Annotated in this window: 11 protein-coding genes; 8 read left to right on the forward strand and 3 right to left on the reverse strand. The window is 53.4% G+C overall.

The features are described 5' to 3' along the window. The first annotated feature begins 3 nt into the window (after positions 1-3). The 4 genes from BQ7364_RS16930 to BQ7364_RS16945 are packed head-to-tail and all read left to right on the forward strand — an operon-like array spanning position 4 to position 2936. The gene (locus tag BQ7364_RS16930) at positions 4-765 is read left to right on the forward strand and encodes an amidohydrolase family protein (protein WP_072685928.1); all 762 of its coding nucleotides are present in this window, start codon (positions 4-6) and stop codon (positions 763-765) included. After that, positions 756-1727 carry an IF-2B domain-containing protein gene (locus BQ7364_RS16935; RefSeq protein ID WP_072685930.1) on the forward strand — a complete coding sequence of 324 codons (972 nt, stop codon included), beginning with the start codon at positions 756-758 and terminating at the stop codon, positions 1725-1727. Before BQ7364_RS16930 ends, BQ7364_RS16935 begins: the two co-directional genes overlap by 10 nt. After that, the gene (locus tag BQ7364_RS16940; RefSeq protein WP_072686156.1) at positions 1727-2524 is read left to right on the forward strand and encodes a BtpA/SgcQ family protein; all 798 of its coding nucleotides are present in this window, start codon (positions 1727-1729) and stop codon (positions 2522-2524) included. The genes BQ7364_RS16935 and BQ7364_RS16940 overlap by 1 nt, the downstream gene beginning before the upstream one ends. After that, positions 2517-2936 carry a PTS sugar transporter subunit IIA gene (locus BQ7364_RS16945; protein ID WP_072685932.1) on the forward strand — a complete coding sequence of 140 codons (420 nt, stop codon included), beginning with the start codon at positions 2517-2519 and terminating at the stop codon, positions 2934-2936. Before BQ7364_RS16940 ends, BQ7364_RS16945 begins: the two co-directional genes overlap by 8 nt. 187 nt (positions 2937-3123) lie before the next feature. On the opposite strand, the gene BQ7364_RS16950 is transcribed toward BQ7364_RS16945, so the two are convergent. Together BQ7364_RS16950 and adhE are read right to left on the reverse strand one after the other, a co-directional pair. Further along, the gene (locus BQ7364_RS16950) at positions 3124-3822 is read right to left on the reverse strand and encodes a GntR family transcriptional regulator (protein WP_229056778.1); all 699 of its coding nucleotides are present in this window, start codon (positions 3820-3822) and stop codon (positions 3124-3126) included. Positions 3823-4215: 393 nt separating this feature from the next. Beyond that, positions 4216-6843 (reverse strand): bifunctional acetaldehyde-CoA/alcohol dehydrogenase, encoded by a 2628-nt coding sequence (adhE, locus tag BQ7364_RS16955; protein WP_072685936.1) that lies wholly within the window; start codon positions 6841-6843, stop codon positions 4216-4218. Positions 6844-6959: 116 nt separating this feature from the next. Between adhE and BQ7364_RS16960 the strand changes: the two genes are divergently transcribed. Next, the gene (locus BQ7364_RS16960) at positions 6960-8999 is read left to right on the forward strand and encodes a peptidoglycan-binding domain-containing protein (protein WP_072685938.1); all 2040 of its coding nucleotides are present in this window, start codon (positions 6960-6962) and stop codon (positions 8997-8999) included. A gap of 233 nt (positions 9000-9232) precedes the next feature. Here the strand turns inward: BQ7364_RS16960 and BQ7364_RS16965 are convergent, their stop codons facing one another. After that, the gene (locus tag BQ7364_RS16965) at positions 9233-9505 is read right to left on the reverse strand and encodes an acylphosphatase (protein WP_083538686.1); all 273 of its coding nucleotides are present in this window, start codon (positions 9503-9505) and stop codon (positions 9233-9235) included. 506 nt (positions 9506-10011) lie between these two features. Between BQ7364_RS16965 and BQ7364_RS16970 the strand changes: the two genes are divergently transcribed. The 3 genes from BQ7364_RS16970 to BQ7364_RS16980 all read left to right on the forward strand — a co-directional run bounded on the left by BQ7364_RS16970 (position 10012) and on the right by BQ7364_RS16980 (position 15133). Next, positions 10012-12624, forward strand: a complete 2613-nt coding sequence (locus tag BQ7364_RS16970; protein ID WP_072685940.1) for a calcium-translocating P-type ATPase, PMCA-type — start codon at positions 10012-10014, stop codon at positions 12622-12624. 269 nt (positions 12625-12893) lie between these two features. Next, entirely contained in the window at positions 12894-13976 is a 1083-nt protein-coding gene (serC, locus tag BQ7364_RS16975) for a 3-phosphoserine/phosphohydroxythreonine transaminase (RefSeq protein ID WP_072685942.1), read from the forward strand. After that, positions 13970-15133 carry a phosphoglycerate dehydrogenase gene (locus tag BQ7364_RS16980; protein ID WP_072685944.1) on the forward strand — a complete coding sequence of 388 codons (1164 nt, stop codon included), beginning with the start codon at positions 13970-13972 and terminating at the stop codon, positions 15131-15133. Before serC ends, BQ7364_RS16980 begins: the two co-directional genes overlap by 7 nt. The last annotated feature ends 256 nt before the right edge of the window (positions 15134-15389 follow it).

Consider the following 15389-nt stretch of genomic DNA (forward strand, 5'->3'; position numbering starts at 1 on the left):
ATTATGATTTTTGATTTTCATGCCCATTTGCGCAGAAATGCGCAGTCCCATCAATACGAGATTGAAGAACAACTGGAGGATATGCGGGCGAATCATATCGCTTACCGTGTTCTTTCCACTTTCGAAGGGGCGTCCATGGCGTCGGCCAACGATGCGGTGATCGCCCTGCATCGGCAATATCCGCAGATCATTCCCTGTGCCGTCATCAATCCGAAACAGGACGAAGCCGTTGCGGAAACCCGCCGGGTTTTGAGCGATCATCAGGTGAGGCTGATCGAAATGGATTCTCTGGAGTGCGGGTTCCTGCCGGAAAAGCTGGAATCCACGATCAATGCGATCCTGGTCGTTTGCGCGCAGCATCAGGCGGTGGTCAAAATTTTTACCGGTTCCACACACCGCGGAGCGCCCGATCAGTGGCTGAAGTATTTCCGGCGCTTTCCGCAGCTGACATTTGTTCTGCTGCACATGGGGGCAGGCGATTTCCAATACGGAACGGTTGATCTGTGCCAAGAAGTTCCCAATCTGATGCTGGAGACTTCGGTCGCCTGCGAAGCCCCGGCCCTGCAGAAAGCCTTGCGCGTGCTGGCGCCTGAGCGATTTCTGTTCGGCAGCGACTTCCCGGAGTATTTTACAGAACTGGAGGTCATGAAATTGAATTATTATGGATTAACGAAGACGCAGCTGCAAAACATCTATGCGGAAAATGCCCGCCGGCTGCTTCCGGATTTGTTTGAGAATGCGAAAGCGGTGAATGTATGCGGCTGATGGAAAAGGAAGCGCTGCGGAACGCGCTGCCGGAAGCAGCCCGGCCGTTGTTTGACGATATCGTAGTCCCGCGGGTGCTGGGCGCTTCGGCGCATATCGACCGGATCAGTCAGATCGTCGGGGAGATCGGCCGGCAGGATTCCTCGCCGGCCGGCCTGATCCTGATCAACCAGCTGCTTGATTATTGCTGCGCGACCCGGGGCCAGTCCAGCTATGCGATCATCAACGCCGTCAGCGAGCTGAGCGCCCGGATCCAGACTCAGCTTCAGGCGGACTTTGAGGTCGGCCGCGCAGTGCAGGCGGCTGTGGAACAATTTCAGTCCGCCGGCCGCGCGCATCGTCAGGCAATTATTGCCACGGCTTCCGCATTATTGAAAAACTGCCGGAAAATTCTGCTTTATGATTATTCCAGCACGGTGGATGCGGTGGTTCAGCAGCTGGCTTCCGATACGGAGATTGTCATCGCGGAGAGCCGGACGATCAGCGGCGGTCTTCCGTTTGTCAAAACCTGTGTTCAGACGCATCAGTCTGTTTCATTCATTCCGGATGCGGCGCTTTGCCAGGGGCTGAAGGGGTGCGACGCCGTGTTGATCGGCGCGGAAACCTTTTATCCAGACGGAACGGCCTTGAATACGGCGGGTTCGGAGATGGCTGCGCTGCTGGCGCATTGGCAGCATGTTCCATATTATGTGCTGACAACGGCTCAAAAGGCGGATATGAGGGCGCTGCAGGGCGGCGGCAAGGTGATCGAACCGAAAGATTTGCGCTTCAAAATGGCCGCAGGAATGGCGGAGGCGGATGCTGAACGTCTTGATTTCCATGTTCAGGGGTGCGTTCCGATTGCGCCGGAGTTCATCACCGCCTATATCACGGAACTGGGCGTGCTGCCGCCGGCGGCCTTGTTCAGCGCTTTATGGGCCTGGAAGCCGGAATATTTCAGAAGGAGGGAAGAAACGGAATGATGTCTGAACGATCGCGCATCCTGGCGATGCTGCAGCCGGAGGCCATGCCGGGAAGTTATTTGAATCAGGGCCGGCGTTTTCCGGAGATTGCTGCCAATTTGATGGCGGAAGCCCGGCAGTTGGCGGAGATTGGCTATGATGGTTTTATTTTGCAGAATATGCATGACGGTCCGCTGCGTCAACAGGCTCAGCCCCAGACTCTGACCTTTATGACGGCGCTGGCGGTAACCCTGCGGAAGACATTTCCCGATAAGCTTCTGGGAATTCTGGTAAACTGGGACGGCGTCGCTTCATTAGCGGTCGCGGAAGCGGCGCAGGCAGATTTTATCCGGGTCGAATATTTATATACCGGTCTCAGCGTCAGCTTATGCGGTCTGGTTGAAGGGCAATGTGCCGAGATTCTGGAATTGAAAAAAAAGCTGGGCAGCACGATGCCTGTGTATGCGGATGCGCAGGAAGTCAGCGGGCATTTTCTGGGAGCGCCGGATAAGATTGAAGAAGCGGTGCGGATCGTGCAGCGGGCCTATGCCGACGGCCTGTTTCTGAGCGGAAAGGATCAGCAGGAAAGTCTGGCGTTGCTTGAAAAGCTTCGTCCGAAGCTTCCGCAGACTCCGGTTATTCTCGGCGGCCGGGCAACCGGCGATAATATTTATGAATTGATGAAAGTTTATGACGGCGTGTCGGTCGCAACCTGGATAAAAGACGGCGATATGCGCAATCCTGTCAATCTGGACAAAGCGCGGTTCTTTTATAACGAAGCCCGCCGCGGCTGGCTGGCAAGGAAAAACCATGGGTAATGTTCTCTTGTGTACCCACAGCACCCTCGCTGAAGGGTTTGAGCGTGCGGTGATGATGATCGTCCGCGCCGCGCCGTCGCTGGAAATTCTCTGCTTTGAAGATGGCTGCAGTATTGAAACGCTGATGGAACAGATGCGGAAAAAAACAGAGCGGTTTCGTCAGGTGAACGAAACTTACTGCATCGTCACTGATCTGTTCGGCGCCTCTCCCTTTAACGCCGCGATGCAGGTCTGCGCGAAAGAGACAGGTTTCGTTGTAACCGGCGTGAATCTGGCTTTGCTTCTGGAGCTGTTGACGCTGCCCGCATCCAAGATGACGCAGGAACGATTGAAAACGCTGATCGAGCAGGCGCAGGATCAAATTCGTTGTTATGATCCGGCAGCTCTGATGAAATCATCCGATTCAGTATAACCGGAAATCAACCCCATCGACGGCTTGACGTGTTTAAGCCGCTGATGGGGTTTTTGTTTTGACCTCAGGTCTTTTATAAAACGAAAAAGCTCCAACAGGAATACTGGAGCTTGAAGATTCGTCGCAAGCCGGTTTCTCAAGGGCGATCACGCCGGTTTCTCCGCGCGCTGCTTTCTCAACGATCTCGCTAACGTGTGTTATTTAAATGGACGACATATTTGTAATCGAGCGCCCGATAGCTGTTTTGCGAAAACTCAATCGGTTTGTTGTCCGCAGTGTAGGTAATCCGCTCCCGATACATGATCGGTTCATCTTCGCTGATGAATAGTTCCTGTTTCAGCTGGCGCGAGGCGATGCGGGCTTCTATGATTTCATCCGCGCAGCCGATCTGAATTCCCAACGTTTCATATAACTCATAAAGCGAGGTATTTTCATCCAGATCTTCCGGTTTGATCAGGCAGCCGATCTGCGGGTGAATATACGTGTCATGAACGCCGATAATCCGGCCGTTCTTTAAACGCAGCCGTTTTAAAAAGTAAACCTCCCCGCCTAACGGAAGCTGAAGATATTCGCTGACCAGCGGATTGGCAGGCTCGGTTTTAAACTGCAGAATGATCGACGAGGGCCGGCCGCCGGATTTCTTAAGCGAAGTTGAAAAACCAACGACCTCGCCAAGGTTGCTGTAGGTTCTTAACGGCATCACTTTTGCCAGTTTTCCCCGTTTGCGGCTGATATAGCCGGCGTCTTCCAGATCTTTCAGCGATCGGCGGATAGTGATCCGGCTGACATTGAATTCTTTCTGAAAATCGAGTTCCGAAGGCAGACTTGAATTCTCAGGATATTGCCCTGTTTCTATCCGACTCAGGATAATCTCATAAATTTTCATGTATAAAGGCGCTTTTTTTTCCGACGCATTCCCATTGATTTCCGAGGTCATTCTATAAGATTCCTTCCGCATGGTAGATCAATTTTATTGGCCTCATTATACCATGGATAAAGTGGGTTTTCAATGTAACCCGGCCGTTCTGACGCTGCGGAAAGTTACAATGTCCGCGGGTTTTATGCGGCAAATTTTAAAATAAGCTTGAACGATGAACGAAAACAAAGTCTGACGGACTGCCTTGTTTTCTCAATCCGGTATACTTTTAAGCGTAAACAGAAAAATCCCGACCCGGCGAAGCGGCGCCGGAACGGGATTCAGGAAAGGTGGAACGTCTGAACTGAGGAATATCAGTTCCAACAGAAATGATTGGTATGAAGAAGGGAAAGGCGGACTCGTTTATTTCGTGTAATAGCTGGTGTCGCCTTCATAGGAAGCCCGCAGGATGTCGATCATATCGTTGACCATCGGCACGCGCGGATTGGCTGGGGAGCACTGGTCCTCGTAAGCCAGATAAGCGATCTTTTCCTTCGCGCCGTCCCAGGCCTTTGCATCCAGACCCTGTTCCTTGAAGCTCATCTTGATGCCGCAGTCCGCGCCCAGATCCGCGCAGGCTTTGGCATAGGCGACGACGCCTTCTTCAACGGTGTTGAATTTCAGGCCGATCAAGCGGGCCAGTTCCGCGTATTTCTCATCGGCTTTGTAATAGTTGTATTTCGGCCAGACGCCCGGCTTTTCCGGCTTGGTTCCGTTATAGCGGATGACGTATGGCAGTAAGATCGCGTTGGCGCGGCCGTGCGGCACGTGGAATTCAGCGCCGATCTTGTGCGCCAGAGAATGATTCATGCCTAAGAATGCGTTGGCGAAGGCCATGCCCGCCAAGGTTGCGGCGTTATGCATCTTTTCGCGCGCTTCCGGATCGTTCTTGCCGTTGGCAACCGCCCGCGGCAGATATTCGAAGACCATCTTGATCGCCTGCAGCGCCAGACCATCGGTGAAATCAGAGGCCAGCGTGGAAACATAAGCTTCCGTCGCATGCGTCAGCACGTCCATGCCGGTGTCGGCAGTAATCGAAGCCGGCAGACTCATCGTCAGGGCTGGGTCGACGATCGCGACGGTCGGCGTCAGGGAGTAATCGGTCAGCGGGTATTTCTTGTTTTCCTCTTTATCGGTGATGACGGCGAACGGCGTTACTTCTGAACCGGTGCCGGAAGTCGTCGGGATGCAGACCAGCTTGGACTTTTTGCCCAGTTCCGGATAGCGGAAGGCCCGCTTGCGGATGTCCATGAACTTCTGCTTCAGATCGTCAAAGTTAACGTCCGGCTGTTCGTAGAATAACCACATGCCCTTCGCCGCGTCCATTGAGGAACCGCCGCCGATTGCGATGATCGTATCCGGCCGGAACGCCTGCATCAGGCTCAGGCCCTTCTTGACGGTCTGGATGGACGGATCCGGTTCGACGTCGCAGAACAGCTGAACCTGAACCTTGTTGCGGCGCTGTTCCAGCTGATCGGTAACGCGGGTGACATAGCCCAGATCGACCATTGAGCGGTCGGTAACGATGAAGACCCGCTCCACGTCCCGCATGCTGTGGAGATATTCGATGGAATCTCTTTCAAAATAGATCTTGGACGGCACTTTAAACCACTGCATATTGTTTCTCCTTTTTCCGATCTTCTTGATATTCAGCAGATTGACGGCGCTGACGTTGTCCGATACGGAGTTGTGGCCGTAAGAGCCGCAGCCCAGGGTCAGGGATGGGATAAAGGAGTTGTAGACGTTGCCGATGCCGCCGAAGGTGCTCGGTGAATTCCAGATGATCCGGCAGGCTTTGATCCGTTCGCCGAAGCGCTTGGCCAAATCCGCGTTGGCGGTGTGGATGGCGGCGCTGTGACCGATGCCGTTGAACATGACCATCGCTTCCGCCTTATCGAACCCATCTTCGACCGATTCCGCTTTCAGCATGGCCAGCACCGGCGATAATTTCTCGCGGGTCAGCGGTTCGTTCGGTCCGACTTCCTTACATTCCACGATGATGATGCTGGTGCGCGGATTGACGGTGAAGCCGGCCCGCTCGGCGATCCAGGCGGCGGACTTACCAACGATATCCGGATTCAGCTTGGCTGCGCCGACATTTTTGGTGAAGGCCTTGACGCCGAACATGTACTGCTCGAGCATTTCTTTTTCTTTCTTATTTGCATAGTGGACATTGTAATTTTTGAACTGATCCTTGACGTCGTCATAGATTTCCTTGTCGACGATGACGGCTTGTTCCGATGCGCAGATCATGCCATTGTCAAACGCCTTGGACAGCGCGATGTCGTTGACCGCCTGTTTGATATCGGCGGTCGTTTCAATGTAGGCTGGAACGTTGCCCGCGCCGACGCCCAGGGCCGGCTTGCCGCAGCTGTACGCCGCCTTGACCATCGCGTTGCCGCCGGTAGCCAGGATCGTTGCGACGCCCGGATGATTCATCAGCGCCGAGGTTGCTTCCATGCTCGGATGTTCGATCCACTGAATGCAGTTTTTCGGCGCGCCCGCTTTGACCGCCGCTTCATAGACGACCTTGGCGGCCGCAACGGAGCACTGCTGGGCATTCGGATGGAAACCGAAGATGATCGGGTTTCTCGTCTTCAGACAGATCAAACTCTTGAAAATCGCGGTGGACGTCGGATTGGTGACCGGGGTGACGCCGGCGACGACGCCGACTGGTTCGGCGACATAGGTTAATCCCTGAACCTCGTCTTCCTTGATGACGCCGACCGATTTTAGATGCCGCATATGGTTGACAACATATTCGCAGGCGAACAGATTCTTGGTGGCCTTGTCTTCAAAGACGCCGCGCTTGGTTTCCTCAATCGCCAGTTTGGCTAATTCGCCGTGTTTATCCAGGGCTGCGACCGAACATTTGGCGACGATGTAGTCGACCTGATCCTGATCCAGCTTTAAAAAGTCATCCAGGGCTTTCAAGCCGTTTTCAACTAATTGATTGACTTCCGCCTGAGCCGGGCTAAGTGTTTCTTCCATCAGAATATCCTCCTTGTTGTGAATTGTTTCACTTGTCTTTACGGGTGTGATTATAGCATGTCGAAATGGACGTTGCAATAGGCTTATGACAACTTTTTCACAAGTAAACGGTTACATTGAAAAAAAGTTTTTCCGGTACCGCTTACATCAAAATTCTTCAGAAATCGACAGAATTCCGACGGCCTGCCCAGCTGAAAAAGCCGCCGCCGCATATCGTAGCAGTGGAGGTGACAGCGATGCAATATGGTACTTTAATCGTAGAAGTAACCGTCGCTCAGCAAGCACTGCCGATCGAAGGCGCGGCGATCTTGGTGACTAACGAAGATCAGACCATCAACCTGCGGTTAAGCAGCGGAGCGAACGGGAAGAGTCCGGTAATTCGAATCGAAGCGCCCGACCGCGAGTTGAGCTTGAATCCCGACAACCAGACAACCCCGTACGCGCAGGTGCATGTAACGGTGTCCAAGGCCGGATTTGCGGACCGGACATTCCGCAACGTTCAGATTTTTGCGCAGGAGGAAGCGCTGCTGCAGGTGGACCTGCTCAATGCCGACGAGGAACTGGCCCCGCAGTTTGAGGAATTCATCGAGATTCCCGAACATGCCCTGACCCGTTCCATGGCCCGTTCCTGCGGCTGCTCGCGCGGGGGCTGCTGCGGCTTTAACGAGAGTGTTGCCGCGGGCGATGCCGAGGAATCAATCGCGCCGTACATTCTGGATTATCCGATTATCCCGAAATATGTAACCGTGCATCTGGGCCGGCCGACATCCAATGCCCAGAATGTGACGGTAACCTTCAAGGACTACATTAAGAATGTAGCGTCCAGCGAAATTTATCCGACCTGGCCGGAACAGAGTCTGCGCGCGAATATCTACTGTCAGATTTCACTGTGCTTGAACCGTGTGTATACCGAATGGTACCGCAGCCGCGGTTATTCGTTCGATATCACCAACAGCACGGCGTTCGATCAGTATTTCGTGTATGGCCGGGATATTTTTACCAGCATCAGCAAGATCGTCGACGATATTTTCAACGAATATATCCGCAAGGTAAACACGGTCAATCCGTATTATGCGGAATATTGCGACGGCCGGCAGGTATGGTGCAAAGGCTTAAAGCAATGGGGCACCGTCGATCAGGCGAACAAGGGACTCAACGCTTTCGAAATCCTGCAATATTATTATGGCGACGATATTGAATTGATTGACACAAGCCGGATCGAAGGGGTTACCGGATCGTTCCCGGGCTTGAATCTGCAGCGCGGCGTGCGCAGCGACAGCGTGGCGATCATCCAGAATCAGCTGAACCGGATTGCCGTGAACTATCCGAACATTCCGCCGACCTATCCGATCGACGGCATTTTCGGGGAAGGCACGGAAAATGCGGTCAGGGCGTTTCAGCGTCAGTTCTCGCTGACGGCGGACGGCATTGTCGGCAAAGCGACGTGGTATAAAATTTCCTATATCTATGTGGCGGTGAAAAAGCTGGCCGAACTGAGTTCTGAAGGTGTTGAGGACCGGCTGCCGGGCGTTTATCCGGGAAGAGCGCTGCGCCAGGGCGACCGCAATGTCTATGTGCAGGAAATTCAGTTTTACCTGCAGAAGATCGCGCTGTTTACCTCGCGCGTGCCGACGGTGAAGATCGACAGCAGCTTCGGCGCTTCGACCCGCAACGCTGTCGTGGCATTTCAGCGGCTGGCAGGCTTAACGCCGGACGGCATCGTGGGCCGGCAGACCTGGGATACCCTGGTGCGGGCGTATCGGGAAACGCAGTCGATCGTCCCGCCGCTCTCACAGAAGATTCCGGCCTATCCGGGAACGTCGCTGCGCTTAGGCAGCCGCGGTGAGAATGTCAGCATCATGCAGATGGCGCTGAATGTAATCAATCAGGGCTGGGGCAATTCCAATCAGCTGGTCGTCGACGGCATCTTCGGTGCGGCGACGGAAGCAGCGGTGCGGGCGTTCCAGACCCGCGTGGGCTTAACGGCTGACGGGATCATCGGACGAAATACCTGGGGTGCGATTTCCGAACAGTACAGCATTGCGACCAACAACGCGGTGGCTTTGTCGGAACAGAATTTCGAGTTGTACCGGTTCTTATATGAGAACTATACAAGCTTGATGTATTCCGTGGATAACGATCAGTCGAATTTATAACGAGAATCTTCACGTAACGAGAATCTTCACGGCAGGAATTGAATTAAGCCATGAAAAAGGTTCGCCTGTAAGCGCGGACCTTTTTCTGTCTGGATTGCATGAGGAACAATCGCATTCGCGATACGTCAGACTGCGGCGGAGGATGCTGCAGGAGGCTTAAGTGCGGGCGGCCTGTAAAAATAAAAAGATGCCGCAAGTCGGGCATCCAGAATAAAGCTTCATGAATTTCCAAGTCAATAACGAACGGTAAACCGTTTTTCTTTTAATTGAGTAGGGATCGGCTTGCAACTGAGGTTTTCGACGTGGATAAACCGGTCGCCCCTGCGGATCCGGCTCAGCAGTTGATGCAAAGCTGCGGTTTCGCCCTGCAGCTCCATTTCCACCATCCCGTTTTCCATGTTGCGGATCCAGCCTGTAATTTGCAGCGAATTGGCCAGCGACTGGACAAACCATCGAAAGCCCACGCCCTGGACCTGTCCCTGAACTACGGCATATATTCTTTCCATGATGTCTCCGCCCTTTCTGCTTTTATGAATATGGTTCACCCTTGTTTAATCTCATTGTACTGCGAAGAAGGAAGGCCTGTCCAGCGAAGAACGTGCTGAAAATATGAATTTTCAAGATGATAAGTTTCTGTTTTCCGGTTACAATAAGATTGAGGTCAAAAATCCGATCTGCTGGAAGATGGATGCGCAAAACAGACTTTAAAAATCTGATCAGCCTGATCAAAGAGCTCCTGGCCGCAAACAGAAAATGAATTGGGCTACACTTGTGTTTAAATGTCTAAATCTGGAAGATGAATGCTTGACAGTTCTTCAACTGAATGATATATTACGCTTGCCATTGGATCAATGGGGAGTAGCTGCGCAGCGATGCGTGCTGTATTCGTCATCACGATCTGTTCTTACAGATCCGGATGCAGCAATCAGAAATGATGGGCAAGACCGTTATCTTCAGGTTTTGAAGGTAGGCTTGCCTTTTTTTGTGAAGGCAGCGAAGGAGGAAGATGTAGATGAAAACCAGTCAAACCGCGCAGGAAGTGATCGAGGAATTAGGCAGCGATCTGAGCGCCGGGCTTACCGAGCAACAAGCAAAGGAACGGACAGAACGATATGGGTATAATGAACTGCAGGAAGTCAAGAAGGATTCTTTGCTGAAACGTTTCTTACTGCAGTTTACCGATCCGCTGATCATCGTTTTGATCTTGGCGGCACTGATTTCCATTATTGTGGATCCGGGCGAGTGGATCGACAGCCTGATCATTGTGATCGTCGTGCTGTTCAACGCAATACTGGGCGTCGTGCAGGAAAATAACGCGGAGAAATCGCTGGAAGCGCTGAAGAAGATGAGCGCGCCGCAGGCGAAGGTTATCCGCGGGGGACAGAAAAGAGTGATTCCGTCCCGGGAGCTGACCGTCGGGGACGTTGTGCTGCTGGAAGCGGGCGATTTTATTCCCAGCGACGGCCGGATTGTAGAATCCTTTAATTTGCAGATCGACGAATCAGCGCTGACCGGCGAATCGGTGCCGGTCAATAAGACCAGCGAAGCGCTGGGGCAGGACGATGTTCCGCTAGGCGACCGCAAGAACATGGCGTTCTCCAGCACGGTGGTTACCTATGGCCGGGGCACGATGGTCGTCACGGCGATCGGCATGGAAAACGAAGTCGGCAAGATCGCCGGCATGTTGATGAACAGCGGCAAGGAAACCACACCGCTGCAGAACAAGCTGGCGCAGATTTCCAAAACGATCGGCATGCTTTGCTTAGTGATCTGCGCGGTCGTCTTTGGTATGGAAATGTTCAGCGGTATGGGCGTGCTGGAAGCATTTAAGACCGCAGTAGCGCTGGCCGTGGCGGCGATTCCGGAGGGACTGGCCACTGTCGTGACGATCGTTTTGGCGCTGGGCGTCAACAAGATGGTCAAATGCAACGCGATTGTCCGGAAACTGCCGGCGGTCGAAACGCTGGGTTCGGCGAGCATCGTCTGTTCGGATAAAACCGGCACGCTGACGCAGAACAAAATGACGGTCGTGAAGACCTATCTGCCGGAAGCGGGCATTCAGGATTTCAAAGCGGAAACCGCCGGAGATGACGTAAAAGAATTAATGCGCTGGTTCACGCTGTGCTCGGATGGCGAAGTGATTCCGGAAGCGGGGAAACTGAAAATGATCGGCGACCCGACGGAAACCGCGCTGGTGGAAGCCAGCTATAAAATGGGCGAAACCAAGCCGGAGCTGGCGAAGACGTATGTCCGCAGCGAGGAGCTGGCCTTTGATTCTTCCCGGAAGATGATGACCGTGTTCTATCAGACGGACGAGGGGATTCTGGCGATTACCAAAGGCGGACCGGATATCGTGTTAGGCCGGTGTGAGAATTTCGCGGGCAAAGCGGCGGCGGAGGAAGCCAACGACACGATGGCGAAAGACGCGCTGCGGGTGCTGGCGGTCGCGGTGCGGCGTTGGGATGCGATTCCGGAAAATCTGGACAGTGAAAATGTTGAGAATCATCTGACGTTTGTCGGCTTGTGCGGCATGATCGACCCGCCGCGCGACGAAGTCCGCGATGCGATTGCGCAGGCGAAGCATGGCGGCATCCGGACGATCATGATCACCGGCGACCATGTTGTCACAGCGACGGCGATCGCGAAGAATTTAGGAATTCTCGAACCCGGCCAGAAGGCCATTTCCGGCCCTGAACTGAGCGCGATGAGCGATGAAGAACTGGAAGCTCAGATCGAACAGATTTCCGTGTATGCCCGGGTAGCCCCGGAGCATAAGGTGCGGATTGTCAAGGCATGGCAGGACAAAGGGCATGTCGTTGCGATGACGGGCGATGGCGTCAACGATTCGCCGGCGTTAAAAGCGGCGGATATCGGCTGTGCGATGGGCATTACCGGTACGGATGTCGCCAAGGGTGCGGCGGACATGGTGCTGACTGACGACAATTTTGCGACGATCATTCATGCCGTGCGTCAGGGCCGCGGAATTTACGATAACATCCGCAAGGACGTTCAATTCCTGTTGTCGAGCAACATCGGCGAAGTGCTGACAATCTTCGGCGCTTCCTGTATATCTCTGATTCCGGGATGGAATCTGGGTGTTCCGCTGATGCCGGTGCATCTGTTATGGATCAACTTGATCACCGATTCCCTGCCGGCCTTTGCGATCGGGATGGAAGAACCGGAACCGGATATTATGAACCGCAAGCCGCGCAGCAAGGATGAAAGCTTCTTCGCACACGGCCTGGGCTGGACGATTGCCTGGCAGGGCGTGATGATCGGTACCTTGACCTTGATTTCCTATATTTTAGGCAACCGGGACGCACATGAGATCGGCATGACGATGGCGTTTGTGACGCTGGCGTTGTCGCAGCTGTTCCATTCGTTTAATGTCAAGAGCGAACACAGTATCTTTTCCAGGCAGATCTTCTCCAACAAGTATTTGTGGGGTGCGTTTGCGGTCGGCGTCGGTTTGCAGCTGTTAGTGATGTATGTGCCGTTCCTGGCGAGTGCCTTCTCAATGGCGGCGTTGGATCCAAGTCATTTGATGATCGCGGTCGGACTGGCATTTGTGCCGGTAATCGTCGTCGAGATCACAAAGCTGGCGCACCGAATGTCCCAACGGTAATCGGGACTCAGCTTGCAAGGGTGTTTCAGCAAATATCAGAAATAAAAAAAGAGATCAGAGAAAAGCGGACCGATGAGGAGGCTTCTTCTCTGATTTTTTCATTATTCAGTTTTTCTCAGTATTGCTTTCCCGCGCTTAAACTCAATATCCGGTTATTTACATTTTGTTTCATGAAAATATGTAATTGATATGAAAGAATACTGAAAAACTCGTTGTGAGCATACACCAGTAGTGCTAGAATGGGGATATTAGAAAAGAGGATGACAACGATGACACGAGTTTACAATTTCAGCGCTGGACCCAGCCAGCTGCCAACCGAGGTCTTACAGAAATGTGCTGCCGAACTGATGGAGTACGGAATTTCCGGGCAATCCGTCATGGAGATGAGTCATCGCTCCTCCTCTTTCCTTGAAATCATTGAAACGACGGAGCGGCGGCTGCGCTCGCTGCTGCGGATTCCAAAGCATTATCAAGTGCTGTTTCTGCAGGGCGGGGCGTCGCTGCAGTTTACGATGGTACCAATGAACCTGTTGAAACCAGGCGGAAAAGCGGGCGTGATCCATACTGGTGCCTGGACGAAAAAAGCGATTGCGGAATGCCGCAAGATCGGCGGCTGCGAGATCTTAGCCAGCAGCGAGGCGGAACACTTCACGGCAATTCCGAAGGGCGTGAAAATTCCGCAGGATCTGGACTATGTGCATATCTGTGAGAACAACACGATCTACGGGACAAAATATAAGGAACTGCCGGAATGCGGGAGCGTGCCGCTGATCGCGGATTGTTCCAGCTGCATTTTAAGCGAACCGATGGAGATTTCCCGCTATGGTCTGATCTTTGCGGGGGCGCAGAAAAATATGGGGATCGCGGGTCTGACGGTTGTGATCGTGCGGGAAGATTTGATTCAGGAACGTCCAGAGATTCCGTCGATGCTGAGCTATGCCGTGCAGGCGAAAAACAAGTCGATGTTCAATACACCGCCGACCTTTGCGATTTATCTGCTGGGACTGGTGCTGGAATGGATCGAAAACCGCTATTATGATTTAGCGGCGCTGAAGACGCACAATCAACAGAAAGCGGCGCTGCTTTATGATCAGATCGATCAATCCCGGCTGTTTACCAATCCGGTCCGTCCGGAAGATCGTTCGATCATGAACGTGCCGTTTGTCACTGGCGACGCTGCGTTGGACGCGAAATTCATCGCCGCGGCGGAGGCGGAAGGACTGGTCAATTTAAAAGGCCATCGCTCGGTTGGCGGAATGCGCGCTTCAATCTACAACGCGATGCCGTTGGAAGGGGTTCAAAAGCTGGTCGATCTGATGCGGCGCTTTGAGGAGGAGAATCGAGGATGTTAACAATCCGCTGTCTGAATAAAATTGCGGAGGCGGGATTGGTGCAGTTTCCGCAAGCCTCCTATCAGTTCACAGAACAAGCTGGTGCGGAAGACGCGATTTTAGTGCGCAGCGCGGATTTAAAAGAAATGGATTTCGGAGCCGGTCTGAAAGCGATCGCCCGGGCCGGGGCAGGAACAAACAACATTCCGATTGTCCGGTGCAGCGAAGCGGGAATCGTCGTGTTCAATACGCCGGGCGCGAATGCCAATGCCGTTAAAGAACTGGTCTTGGCGGGGCTGTTGATGTCAAGCCGGCCGGTCATTCCGGCGATCAACTGGATCGAATCGCTAGGCAGCGCGGCGGATTTAGCGCAGCGGGTTGAACAAGAGAAAAGCCGGTTTGTCGGAACGGAATTGAAGGGGAAGACGCTGGGCGTGATTGGTTTGGGCGCGATCGGAATCCTGGTCGCCAATCTGGCGGCGGAGCTGGATATGCAGGTCGTTGGCTATGATCCTTATATTTCCGTTGACGCGGCCTGGAAGCTTTCCCGTCAAGTGCGGCACGCGGAAAGTCTGGAAGCGGTGCTGAAGACGGCGGACTATGTGACGATTCATGTGCCGCTGACGCCGCAGACAAAGAATTTAATCGCTGCCGGCCAGTTAAAATTGATGAAGACTAAAGCGGTGCTGCTCAACTTTGCGCGCGGCGGTCTGGTTCAGGAAGACGCCGTGCTGGCGGCGCTGGCAGCTAGGCAGATCCGCGGTTACGTTACGGACTTCCCAAGTCCGGCTTTGGCTGGGAAGCCGGGCGTAACTTTAATCCCGCATTTAGGCGCTTCGACGGAGGAAGCGGAGGAAAACTGCGCGGTGATGGCGGCGCAGGAATTGATCGATTATCTGGAGAACGGAAACATCCGGAACGCTGTAAATCTGCCTGACGTTGTCATGGAGCGCAGCGGTCAGGCGCGGCTCTGCTGCTTCCACCGGAATGTGCCGAACATGCTGGCGCACATCTCCGGCATGATCTCGAAGCAGGGGATCAATATTGAAAATCTGCTCAGCCGCTCGCAAGGGGAGTTTGCCTATACGTTAGTGGATGTGGATACTTTGGCGGTGGAGGAAATCGCCGCCACGCTGCGTCAGCAGCCTGAGATCCTGCGCGTGCGGGTTTTAGTTTAAAAGTGTCTGGGAAAAGAACAGGTCATCTTCTGCGAGGGTGTCCCTCGGTAGATTTTCATTCCTTTTCCATGAAAAAATCATTCAATTTGAATCAAAGCTTGCAAAAAAAATTTCAGATGGCTATAATAACTACTAGAAAGCGGTTTAACTAAAGGATTAGTAACAGAAGAACCTGGGAAAAGAGAGGAACGGTGACCCGCTGAGAGCCGTTCTGCCCGGCAGGTTTCTGCGAATTCACCTTTATAGTGGGAGTAAT

This window comes from Holdemania sp. Marseille-P2844, assembly GCF_900120005.1.
GTDB lineage: Bacteria > Bacillota_I > Bacilli_A > Erysipelotrichales > Erysipelotrichaceae > Holdemania.

What these genes read in the sequence shown, in the direction of transcription:
- BQ7364_RS16930 (WP_072685928.1), top strand. Translation starts at nt 4, where the DNA reads ATGATTTTTGATTTTCATGCCCATTTGCGCAGAAATGCGCAGTCCCAT.
- BQ7364_RS16935 (WP_072685930.1), top strand. Translation starts at nt 756, where the DNA reads ATGCGGCTGATGGAAAAGGAAGCGCTGCGGAACGCGCTGCCGGAAGCA.
- BQ7364_RS16940 (WP_072686156.1), top strand. Translation starts at nt 1,727, where the DNA reads ATGTCTGAACGATCGCGCATCCTGGCGATGCTGCAGCCGGAGGCCATG.
- BQ7364_RS16945 (WP_072685932.1), top strand. Translation starts at nt 2,517, where the DNA reads ATGGGTAATGTTCTCTTGTGTACCCACAGCACCCTCGCTGAAGGGTTT.
- BQ7364_RS16950 (WP_229056778.1), bottom strand. Translation starts at nt 3,822, where the DNA reads ATGAAAATTTATGAGATTATCCTGAGTCGGATAGAAACAGGGCAATAT.
- adhE (WP_072685936.1), bottom strand. Translation starts at nt 6,843, where the DNA reads ATGGAAGAAACACTTAGCCCGGCTCAGGCGGAAGTCAATCAATTAGTT.
- BQ7364_RS16965 (WP_083538686.1), bottom strand. Translation starts at nt 9,505, where the DNA reads ATGGAAAGAATATATGCCGTAGTTCAGGGACAGGTCCAGGGCGTGGGC.
- BQ7364_RS16970 (WP_072685940.1), top strand. Translation starts at nt 10,012, where the DNA reads ATGAAAACCAGTCAAACCGCGCAGGAAGTGATCGAGGAATTAGGCAGC.
- serC (WP_072685942.1), top strand. Translation starts at nt 12,894, where the DNA reads ATGACACGAGTTTACAATTTCAGCGCTGGACCCAGCCAGCTGCCAACC.
- BQ7364_RS16980 (WP_072685944.1), top strand. Translation starts at nt 13,970, where the DNA reads ATGTTAACAATCCGCTGTCTGAATAAAATTGCGGAGGCGGGATTGGTG.